The sequence below is a fragment of the Aliivibrio fischeri ATCC 7744 = JCM 18803 = DSM 507 genome, from assembly GCF_023983475.1.
In the GTDB taxonomy this organism is placed as follows: Bacteria; Pseudomonadota; Gammaproteobacteria; order Enterobacterales; family Vibrionaceae; genus Aliivibrio; species Aliivibrio fischeri.
On the sequence record NZ_CP092712.1, the window covers coordinates 2,293,162 to 2,304,177 of the forward strand.

Here is an 11,016-nt window from a genome sequence, read left to right on the forward strand (position 1 = left end):
GGTTGATATTACAAACTTGCGGGCGGTAGAGAAAACTCCAACGCCCGCAATATATTTTCCATTCGAAGCATTCAAGATATAGGGCTTTTGCTCTTTTCTTAAATAGCTAAGGCAATGATTTCTTTAAGCTAGAAGTGTTAAGTTCAAGGAGAAAGCACGGAGTTTACGTTAGTAAATGAGTACTTTCGACGCAGGAATTAACCCTTCTAGCGACAAGAAATTACTTGTCTTTTACTTCTTCGAATTCAGCGTCTACTACATCGTCATCTTGCTTAGGTTGCTCACCTGCGTCAGCACCTTGTTGTGCTTGAGCTTTCTGTTGAGCAATTTCCATTAGCTTTTGCGCTGCTTGCATTAGCTCTTGAGTTTTCGCATCAATCGCTTCTTTGTCGTTACCAGATTTAACTTCTTCTAACGCTTTGATTGCTGCTTCAATTTTCTCTTTCTCATCAGCTGGAAGTGCATCGCCTGCCTCTTCGATTTGCTTTTGAGTACCGTGGATCATTTGGTCTGCTTGGTTACGTGCTGTTACTAGCTCTTCGAACTTTTTGTCCGCGTCTTTGTTAGCTTCAGCTTCTTGTACCATTGCTTCGATTTCTTCGTCAGTTAGACCGCCTGAAGCTTGGATTGTGATCTTCTGCTCTTTACCAGTAGACTTATCTTTTGCTGATACGTTTAGGATACCATCTGCATCTAGGTCGAATGTTACTTCGATTTGTGGCATGCCACGTGGTGCAGGTTGGATACCTTCTAGGTTAAATTGACCTAGAGACTTGTTGTAAGTCGCTTGTTTACGCTCACCTTGAAGTACGTGGATAGTTACCGCACTTTGGTTGTCTTCAGCTGTTGAGAACGTTTGATCCGCTTTTGTTGGGATTGTTGTGTTCTTTTCGATTAGCTTAGTCATCACGCCACCCATCGTTTCGATACCGAAAGATAGAGGAGTAACGTCTAGTAGTAGAACGTCTTTAACGTCACCAGCTAGTACACCACCTTGAACTGCAGCACCCATTGCTACTGCTTCATCAGGGTTCACGTCACGACGTGCTTCTTTACCGAAGAACTCTGCAACTTTAGCTTGAACCATAGGCATACGTGTTTGACCACCAACTAGGATAACGTCAGTGATTTCATCTACAGATAGATCTGAATCTGCAAGAGCTACTTTTAGTGGCTCAAGAGAACGAATTACTAGGTCTTCAACTAGAGATTCTAGTTTTGCACGAGTAACTTTAACGTTCATGTGCTTAGGACCAGTAGCATCTGCAGTAACGTAAGGTAGGTTTACGTCAGTTTGTTGTGCAGAAGAAAGCTCGATTTTTGCTTTTTCAGCAGCTTCTTTAACACGTTGCATCGCAAGAGGATCGTTCTTAAGGTTGATGCCTTGCTCTTTTTCAAACTCAGATACTAAGTAGTTGATTAGACGGTTATCAAAGTCTTCACCACCTAGGTGTGTGTCACCGTTAGTTGCAAGAACTTCGAACGTTTGCTCGCCATCAACGTTGTCAATTTCGATGATAGAGATATCGAATGTACCACCACCAAGGTCGTAAACAGCGATAGTGCGATCGCCACCTTTTTTGTCTAGACCGTAAGCTAGTGCAGCTGCTGTTGGTTCGTTGATGATACGTTTAACATCAAGACCTGCGATACGACCAGCATCTTTAGTTGCTTGACGTTGAGCATCGTTAAAGTAAGCAGGAACAGTAACAACTGCGCCAGTTACTTCTTCACCTAGGAAGTCTTCAGCTGTTTTCTTCATTTTCTTAAGAACTTCAGCAGATACTTGAGGAGCAGCCATTTTTTGGCCTTTCGCTTCTACCCATGCATCACCGTTGTCAACTTTAACGATTTTGAATGGCATGATTTCGATATCACGCTGTACTTCTTCATCTTCAAAACGACGACCGATAAGACGCTTAATAGCAAATAACGTGTTTTGCGGATTAGTTACCGCTTGACGTTTAGCTGGTTGACCTACAAGAGTTTCGCCATCTGTGTATGCAATTACCGATGCCGTTGTACGTTCACCTTCTGCGTTCTCCAAAACACGTGGCGTATCGCCATCAAGAACAGCAACACAAGAGTTAGTAGTACCTAAGTCAATACCAATGATCTTACCCATCAGGTTATCTCCAAATTTATCTATTCAAACTTACCCAAAACAACTTGAGTAAGGGTTGGGAGTGAATCCCATAATTCATTCTATGACTAATTAATAAGGGCGCTAAATCACAATTCAAGGGATGAAATAAAAAAAATTCAATTTTATTTCCATCTGAGCAAAAAAAAGCCTAACAATCATGTCAGGCTCAATCATTCTAGGTAATTTTCAGTTCATATTAACTAATAAGAATCATTACAACTCATTGGTTCAAAATGAATGGGAGGCGGGTTTTTATGCCATTCTTCTTTTGTTAAATAAGTTTTGCCACCTGATTTAATGTATGGACTGTTATCGTCAACAATAGATAAATCATCAGGAGCTACCGTCCCCATATAATACCAAGTTGGTGTTGTGGTTAAATATTGAAAACGGCTTCCGCCAGCACCTGGAAGGTAATTAGCATTAGATAAATCGCCATGCGAAACGGAAGTATTTACTGTTGGATAATAATCGGCACCCGTACTTATCAATACTTTTGCTGTAGCAACATCTTGTTTGCCTTGTAGCTTATCAGGTACAAGCCAAGCTTTCATTCGAACAAATGCAGCAAGAACGTTTTCTCCATCAATTTCAACTTTACTGGTTCCACCGTGTAATGGGTAATGCTCAGTGTGTAACTCGTATTCTTTAAACCCTTCAGCATTACGACGATAAGGCACATCTTCAATATACTTAATGATGTTATGAGAATAGTAAGCAGCCCAGTTAACTTGTGCTTTAGTTACCGTAACATTTACCCACTCAGCAGTCAGTGGGTCCATCGAACCATCGGTAGATTGAAGCAGCCACATGTCCGCATCACCAATCACCACTCGAACGTTTCTTGATGTATTTTTTTGATCTTCAAAAACCGTAAACCATTGAGTCATTCCACTCCATGGCTCAGAGGTTGTCATACTTTTATCTATGATCTCATCAGCCCAATACGAAGGGGCCGCATCACCTCTAGGGATCCCTTGAACTATTGTTGCTCCACTTGCCCATCCAGAGGTTGTTGGTGCGTTATATAGTTTGGCATCATTAGGTAAGGCCATTGACGAATAAGTGTCTGACGCAACCACATGCTCAGCCAAACTCAATGGGCTGTATAAGCATAATGCACTAAGAAGTATCGATGCTAATTTCATGTTCTTTTCCATATATTTTATATTTAACTCATCTCATTCCATGATGATTAAAATGTAGTAAAAAACAAAACAAATAACGACACTAAATACAATGGATATTCAAACCTTTGAGGTTCATTCCTTATTTATAAGGCAAATTCCAAAAACAAAGACAGTACATCTTAAAAAAAAGACAAAAAAAAGCGATTCCGAACTCGGAACCGCTTGATTTTTAATCATAATTTGAATCAAAAAATGATGATTATTGAGCAACCATTACCATTGCTGGACGTAATACTTGGTCGTTCAACGTATAGCCTTTTTGCATCACGATCATAACTGTGTTTGATTCATGATCTGGGCTTGCTTGCATACCAATCGCTTGGTGAAGTTCAGGATTAAACGCTTCACCCATTGGGTTAATTACCGTTAAACCGAATTTCTCAACCGTCGATACAAACGTTTGAAGTGTTAGCTCAACACCTTCAAGCAGTGCTTTTGCTGCTTCGTTTTCTTTATCGCCGTTTTCAAGAGCACGCTCTAAGTTATCTAGAACAGGAAGAAGCTCACCAGCAAATTTCTTCAGTGCGTATTTACGCGCTTTATCAACGTCTTCTTCAGCACGACGACGAACATTTTGCTCTTCAGCTTTTGCTCGTAGAACCGTATCTTGTTGTTCTTTAATCTGAGCTTGGCTAGCAAGTAGTGCAGCTTCTAGTTCTGCAATTTTTGCTTCTTGGCTGTCTTCAGCAGATTCATTCCATTCCACATCGGCTTCTGTGCCAACTGCTTCAACTTGCTCTTCTACTACTGCTTCTTCGTTTACTTTGTTTTCTTCGTTACTCATTACTGCTTTCTCCAGAATGCTAATGACTAGCTATATAAAGCGATCTTAATACAAACCAAGGCGTCGCTCTATACGCAAATTAAAACTTTGACATTATTATGGGGACTAAATAGTGCGATTCAAGCATAATAGTACGAATTGTAACATTTGTTCCCCATTTCATGATGGATGATGGATATGAAAAGAGCCTTTAACGTTATTGCTATCATTGGTAAACCAAGAGATCCTAATGCGATAAAAACGCATTTATCGATTTATCACTGGCTTACTGATCAAAATTATACGGTCCTTCTCGACGACCGTTTACGTGAAGCCCTACCTGAAATTCCAGCTGACCGTTTCAATCATCTATTAAAGTTAGGGGAATTAGCTGATCTTGCCATTGTTGTTGGTGGTGACGGTAATATGCTAGGTGCCGCTCGTGTACTCTCTCGATTTGATATTTCAGTCATTGGCGTTAATAGAGGTAATCTTGGTTTCTTAACTGATCTTGATCCAGATAATTTTGAAGAACCTCTGCAAGCGGTATTAAATGGTGACTTTGTAAAAGAAGAGCGCTTTTTATTAGAAGCTGAAGTTCATCGCCATGGACAAGTTAAAAGCCATAATTCAGCCTTTAATGAAGTGGTACTTCACCCAGGCCAAGTCGCACATATGATTGAATTTGAAGTGTATATTGATGACACTTTTGCTTTCTCTCAACGCTCAGATGGTTTGATTATCTCAACACCTACAGGATCAACAGCCTATTCACTCTCTGGCGGCGGCCCTATTCTGTCTCCAAACTTAAATGCCATCTCAATTGTACCAATGTTTCCACATACACTTTCAAGTCGCCCTTTGGTGGTCGAAGGGAAACGTCACATTAAGTTGTGCATATCTCCAGAGAACCGTACCACGTTAGAAGTCAGCTGTGATGGGCAAGTCTCTCTGCCTGTTAGTCCGGGTGATGAAGTGCATATTTTCCAAAGCCCATCAAGACTAAAACTGATCCATCCTAAAGATTACAGCTACTATCATATACTTAGAAATAAGCTAGGTTGGTCAAGTAAGTTGTTCTAACAAGTAAAGTTAAGTTAGTCACAAAAAATTTAAATTCACTTTACTGTATAAAGAAACAGTATATACTGTGTCTATATACAGTGTTTTTCGTATTTTAAATTTCGCAGAGACTGACTTATGTTGGCACATATTAAAATTACTCATTTTGCTATCGTAAAATCTTTAGAGCTTGACCTAACCAAAGGCATGACAACCATCACAGGTGAAACTGGTGCTGGTAAATCCATCGCCATTGATGCCCTTGGTTTATGTCTTGGTGATCGCGCAGAAGCTTCCATGGTTCGCCAAGGGGAAGAAAAAGCAGAAATCACCGTTCTTTTTACTCTAGAAAACAACATTAATGCCAAACGCTGGTTAGAAGATAACGAACTTTATGATGGCAATGATTGTATTTTACGTCGTGTCATTACCAAAGAAGGTCGCTCGCGTGGCTTTATCAATGGTAGCCCTGTCCCTGCTGCTCAGCTAAAAACATTAGGCCATTTGTTGATTAACATTCATGGCCAACATGCTCACCATGAACTAATGAAACCTGAATACCAACTCAATATGTTGGATCAATATGCAGGACATGTTTCATTATTAAATAAAACTCGCAGCCGTTATCAAGCATGGCGACAAGCTGACAATGCGTTAAAACAAATGATTAAGCATAGTCAACAAAACGAAGCTCAAAAACAGCTGATCGAATACCAAATAAAAGAGCTGAATGAGCTTGCATTAGGTGAAGAAGAATTCACTCAATTAGAAGAAGACCACAAGCGCCTTTCTAATTCTGGTGAATTGGTTGAATGCAGCCAACAAGCCATCTCTATTTTATATGAAAATGATGAAGTGAATGCGCTTCAATTACTGCAATATGCCAATAATCATATTCAACAATTAGGTCAATTAGATCCTCAACTTGCCCCTTTATCTGAAATGTTGAATGAAGCCATGATTCAGGTTGAAGAAGCCAATCATGAAATCAAAAACTATCTTGATAATATTGATGTTGACCCTGAACAAATTGCTTTTGTTGAAGAGCGCTTTAGTCGAGTAATGTCGATGGCAAAAAAACACCATGTTCTTGCTGACGAATTATATGAACATCACCAACAATTATTAGCAGAATATGATCGCCTTGATTGCTCTGATGAAAAACGTGAACAGCGTGAACAAGAAGTGGAAGAACTAAAACAGCACTTCTTAGAAGCGGCGCATAAGTTAACGAAAAGTCGTCAACGTTACGCAAAAGAATTAAACAACAAAATTACCGACAGCATGCAAACTTTAAGCATGGAAAAAGCGGTATTCGACATTCAAATTGAAAGTGATGCACATACGAAGATTTCACCTCTCGGTATCGATACCTTGTGCTTTAAGGTATCCACAAACCCGGGACAACCACTGCAGCCTATTGCTAAAGTGGCTTCAGGTGGTGAGTTATCACGTATTTCACTGGCTATCCAAGTGATTACAGCGCAAAAAGTCGATACACCAAGCCTGATTTTCGATGAGGTTGATGTGGGTATTAGCGGACCAACTGCAGCAGTAGTAGGTAAAATGCTACGCACTCTAGGTGAATCAACTCAAGTGTTGTGCGTAACTCACTTACCTCAAGTTGCAGGTTGTGGCCATAACCAATTGTTTGTTGCTAAGTATACCAAATCAGGTAAAACGGAAACCCAAATGCGAGCATTAAACTTAGAAGAACGTGTAGAAGAGCTAGCTCGCTTACTTGGCGGAACTCAAATCACTGCTCACACATTAGCCAACGCAAAAGAATTACTGAACGCGGCTTAATATCTACAGCATTCATTTATCGACTCAAAAAGCCAATATTATTTTATTAATATTGGCTTTTTTAATGAAAGTAATCACTAAAATCGAAAGAATCAATGCAACTAGATTCAAAATTTAGGGTCAAAACACACTAGAACACGCTTAACCTTTTTACTTCTTAGGTCAGCTTGTTTATCATCTGTTTAATTATTTAAAAGGCTAAAGCTGTACGAACTATGCAATTCAAAAAATGGATCATTGCTCTACCCCTCGCTGTTGGACTACTGGGTGGTTGCTCGTTATTAGAGCCATTGGTATATCGAATCGATATTGCCCAAGGTAATTACGTTGAACAAGAAGCTGTCGACAAACTGCGATTTGGCATGACCAAACAACAAGTACAGTTTGTAATGGGTTCACCAATGCTTGTTGAGTCTGGTTATCCAAATACGTGGTACTACATTTATCACTTTACTCATGGCCACGAAAAAGCCATTCAAAAGAACTTAATCGTTCACTTTGATGACAATGGTAACCTAACGAATATGGAAGGCGACTTCCCGATGAGTGACAGTTTCTTCGAGAAGCTTTAATTTCCTCACCGTATTTCAAACACAAAAAAACCGGATCTCGTTTAACGAAATCCGGTTTTTTATTTCTATAGCTAATTATCTGTTTATTATTGAAATTACTTTTTTGCCGCTTCTTTCTTAGCTTGCTCAGCTCTTTTACGACGGATTTCTTTTGGATCAGCTAATAGTGGGCGATAGATTTCAATGCGATCTTTATCTCGAATTGTCGCATCTAGTTTAACGTTACGGCTAAACACACCGACTTTATTCACTTTTAAATCAATCTCAGGGTAACGTTCTAATACGCCAGATTGAACAATGATCTCTTCTACGGTTTGTTCTGCTTTTACCGCTAATTTAAATACTACTTGTTCCGTTGGCAGAGCATAAACAACTTCTACGTGGATCATTTCGTTAATTACAGTCATATACTTGCTTCGCTCTTTGAGTAAATGAATTCACCATATTATTAGTTAATTCTTGAAACACTTTCCCAAATGCCATCGCAACTAACGCATTGGAAAATTCAAAATCTAACTTTAACTCAACCTTACAAGCGGTTTCATCGAGTGCCATAAAATGCCAGCCGCCAGTTAATGATTTAAATGGACCATCAACAAGGTTCATTCCAATCATTTCAGAGTCAATTAAGGTATTTTTGGTTGTAAATGTTTTCTTTATGCCCGCTTTTGCGACATCAACAGACGCTACCATTGTACTTTCTGTTTGCTCTAAGATCTTAGAACCTGAGCAACCAGGTAAAAACTGAGGGTATGACGCAACATCATTGACTAAATCGTACATCTGCTTTGCGCTAAACGGCACTAATGCAGATCGGCTAACCTGAGGCATAAATTATCCTTTACATTATAGAGGTAAGCATCATACCATCTTGAATTAGCTTGAGTATATATAACCTGAACTCGAGATAAAAAAGGCTATTAAATACCTATATCTATCATGTAAAGCATTCTATTCAGTGCTGTAATTTTAGATGCATAACTAGGCAAAATCATAAGTCAATAGCGAGTCTATTGCGTTGATTTTAACAACGTTAGGCGCTAAACGTACGGTACTGAAAGGCTTAAGTTGTCTCGAGTTCAGGTTATCTAGTCAAACCACTTCCCTATCAGTATAATGTGGGCATTATGGCAAAGAAAAAATCAAAAGATAAAGCGGGCAGTAATACCATTGCTATGAACAAGCAAGCTCGCCACGAATATTTCATTGATGATGAAATCGAAGCTGGGATTGAACTCCAAGGCTGGGAAGTTAAATCTCTTCGTTCTGGTAAAGTGAACATCGCTGAAAGTTACGTTTACGTACGCGATGGCGAAATTTTTATTAGTGGTATGACAATCACGCCACTACAAGCAGCATCGACTCACGTTGTAGCGAATCCAACTCGTATTCGTAAATTACTGATGAGCCGTAAAGAAATTGATAACCTCATTGGCCGTGTAAATCGTGAAGGTATGACACTGGTTGCAACGACAATGTATTGGGTTCGTTCTTGGGCGAAAATCAAAGTTGGCGTAGCTAAAGGTAAAAAACTGCACGATAAACGTACAGATTCAAAAGAAAAAGACTGGAACCGAGATAAAGCACGAATTATGAAGAGTAGTTTGCGTTAATTTCAACCAGTTAGATTGATACTAGCTAGACAGACGCTGTTTTTCTGTTAGTATCATCTGGTAACAAAACTTTGGGGCTGATTCAGGATTCGACGGGAATTTTGAAACCCGAGGAGCATGTCGTGGGGCGGTTGGCCACGTAAAAAGCCGCAAAAAAATAGTCGCAAACGACGAAAACTACGCACTAGCAGCTTAATAACCTGCTGAGAGCTCTCCTGCCCTAGCTTCTGCTTGTAAGACGGGGAATAACAGGGGATCAAACCCAAACGAGCTAGAACGGATTCTCCCGCCTGAGAGATGAACTTCGAATTATAATTCAGGATAGCCATAAGATAGCGTGTCGGTTCGCAGTTTTACGGTGAAATTAAAGATCGACTAAACATGTAGCGCCAACGGTGAACGATTTTCGGACGGGGGTTCAAATCCCCCCAGCTCCACCAAATACACATTTAAAGACGTCCTAGGGCGTCTTTTTTTGTATCTGAATAACGAAAAATCAATGACTTAGTATCTATTAAGGTCTTTTAGTGTCCTACTGCTTCTTTGATTTTTAGGTACACTACAAGGTACACTGATTTTATTACGTTAACTTGGTGTACCCATTATGGCAAAAATCATAACTCCCCTTACAGACAAAGAAATCAAGGCATCAAAACCAAGCGATAAAGAATACAATCTTTTTGATGGTGATGGACTGCGTTTAAGAATTAAACCTAATGGTTCTAAGCTATGGTTACTGAATTATACTCACCCTATTAAAAAGAAACGCTCCAATCTAAGCTTGGGAAAGTATCCTGACTTATCTCTAGCAAATGCTCGTAAAAATGCATTAGAGGCTAAAGAGTTAATTGCCCAAGGCATTGACCCTCAAGAAAATAAAAAACGCCAACAGCTAGAACATAAATCAATTCATGAACACACTTTTCTTAATGTCTCTACAAAATGGTTTGAAATTAAAAAAGATTCCATAACACCTGATTATGCTGTCGATATCTGGCGTTCTTTGGAATTACATATATTCCCAAGCTTATCCACCACACCAATCAAAGAAATCACTGCACCACTTATCATTGATCTATTAAAACCAATAGAGGCAAAAGGGAGTTTAGAAACCGTTAAACGATTATCACAACGTTTAAATGAAGTGATGAACTTCGCTACCAATTGCGGATTAATTCAAGCAAACCCATTAACAGGTATTAAAGCTGCTTTCAAAAAGCCTAAGAAAGAGAATATGGCAGCTCTTGCACCAGCGGAGTTACCAGAGCTCATGAGTGCGATAGCAAATGCCAGTATTAAGCGCACAACTCGATGCTTAATTGAATGGCAGTTACATACAATGACTCGCCCTAGCGAAGCCTCTGGTACTAAATGGGAAGAAATAAATTTAGAGACAAAAATCTGGACGATTCCCGCAGAACGAATGAAAAAACGAAGAGAGCACCGTATTCCACTAACAGAACAAATGCTTGAGTTATTAGAGGTAATTAAACCTATCAGTGGACATAGAGAATTTGTTTTTCCATCAGATAGAGATCCGAAAAAGCCATGTAATAGCCAAACAGCGAATATGGCACTTAAACGAATGGGATTTGCTGGACGGTTGGTTAGTCACGGATTACGTTCATTGGCTAGTACAACTTTGAACGAGCAAGGATTTGAAGCTGACTTAATTGAAGCGGCCTTAGCTCACGTTGATGATAACCAAGTACGTAGTGCTTATAACCGAACGGACTACTTAGAACGTCGTATTCCAATGATGTACTGGTGGAGTGGGCGTATAGACGAGGCTGCACAAGGCAGCCTCTCTGTTACGGGGACTAAGCAATTGAAAGTGATTTAACTCCCAGAACTTCAGGTGGCA

10 protein-coding genes and 1 other RNA gene are annotated in these 11,016 nt (G+C 39.7%); 6 read left to right on the forward strand and 5 right to left on the reverse strand.

Annotated elements, in window-relative coordinates; genetic code table 11:
• Nucleotides 1–220: 220 nt before the first annotated feature.
• From dnaK to grpE, 3 genes are all read right to left on the reverse strand, one after another.
• Nucleotides 221–2,125: a molecular chaperone DnaK gene (dnaK, locus tag AVFI_RS10595; protein WP_188863568.1), complete on the reverse strand. Its 1,905-nt coding sequence runs from the start codon at nucleotides 2,123–2,125 to the stop codon at nucleotides 221–223.
• Between the two features lie 221 nt (nucleotides 2,126–2,346).
• Nucleotides 2,347–3,294, reverse strand: coding sequence for a hypothetical protein (locus AVFI_RS10600; RefSeq protein WP_069582343.1), 948 nt, complete (start codon nucleotides 3,292–3,294; stop codon nucleotides 2,347–2,349).
• Nucleotides 3,295–3,535: 241 nt separating this feature from the next.
• Nucleotides 3,536–4,120 carry a nucleotide exchange factor GrpE gene (gene grpE, locus AVFI_RS10605; RefSeq protein WP_005420631.1) on the reverse strand — a complete coding sequence of 195 codons (585 nt, stop codon included), beginning with the start codon at nucleotides 4,118–4,120 and terminating at the stop codon, nucleotides 3,536–3,538.
• Between the two features lie 177 nt (nucleotides 4,121–4,297).
• Between grpE and nadK the strand changes: the two genes are divergently transcribed.
• The 3 genes from nadK (at nucleotide 4,298) to bamE (ending at nucleotide 7,539) form a co-directional block, all read left to right on the forward strand.
• Complete coding sequence (nadK, locus tag AVFI_RS10610; protein WP_026029291.1) at nucleotides 4,298–5,182, forward strand: NAD(+) kinase; 885 nt, start codon at nucleotides 4,298–4,300, stop codon at nucleotides 5,180–5,182.
• A gap of 117 nt (nucleotides 5,183–5,299) precedes the next feature.
• Nucleotides 5,300–6,967 (forward strand): DNA repair protein RecN, encoded by a 1,668-nt coding sequence (recN, locus tag AVFI_RS10615; RefSeq protein WP_188863569.1) that lies wholly within the window; start codon nucleotides 5,300–5,302, stop codon nucleotides 6,965–6,967.
• Nucleotides 6,968–7,182: 215 nt separating this feature from the next.
• On the forward strand, nucleotides 7,183–7,539 hold the full coding sequence (gene bamE, locus AVFI_RS10620) for an outer membrane protein assembly factor BamE (RefSeq protein ID WP_005420634.1): 357 nt from the start codon (nucleotides 7,183–7,185) through the stop codon (nucleotides 7,537–7,539).
• 95 nt (nucleotides 7,540–7,634) lie between these two features.
• Here the strand turns inward: bamE and AVFI_RS10625 are convergent, their stop codons facing one another.
• Both AVFI_RS10625 and AVFI_RS10630 read right to left on the reverse strand, forming a co-directional pair.
• On the reverse strand, nucleotides 7,635–7,946 hold the full coding sequence (locus AVFI_RS10625) for an RnfH family protein (protein WP_005420635.1): 312 nt from the start codon (nucleotides 7,944–7,946) through the stop codon (nucleotides 7,635–7,637).
• Complete coding sequence (locus AVFI_RS10630) at nucleotides 7,933–8,370, reverse strand: SRPBCC family protein (RefSeq protein ID WP_005420637.1); 438 nt, start codon at nucleotides 8,368–8,370, stop codon at nucleotides 7,933–7,935. The genes AVFI_RS10625 and AVFI_RS10630 overlap by 14 nt, the downstream gene beginning before the upstream one ends.
• A 296-nt stretch (nucleotides 8,371–8,666) precedes the next feature.
• Between AVFI_RS10630 and smpB the strand changes: the two genes are divergently transcribed.
• From smpB to AVFI_RS10645, 3 genes are all read left to right on the forward strand, one after another.
• Nucleotides 8,667–9,152 carry an SsrA-binding protein SmpB gene (gene smpB, locus AVFI_RS10635; RefSeq protein WP_005420639.1) on the forward strand — a complete coding sequence of 162 codons (486 nt, stop codon included), beginning with the start codon at nucleotides 8,667–8,669 and terminating at the stop codon, nucleotides 9,150–9,152.
• A gap of 73 nt (nucleotides 9,153–9,225) precedes the next feature.
• Nucleotides 9,226–9,592: a transfer-messenger RNA gene (gene ssrA / locus AVFI_RS10640) on the forward strand.
• 164 nt (nucleotides 9,593–9,756) lie between these two features.
• Complete coding sequence (locus AVFI_RS10645) at nucleotides 9,757–10,995, forward strand: integrase domain-containing protein (RefSeq protein WP_188863570.1); 1,239 nt, start codon at nucleotides 9,757–9,759, stop codon at nucleotides 10,993–10,995.
• The last annotated feature ends 21 nt before the right edge of the window (nucleotides 10,996–11,016 follow it).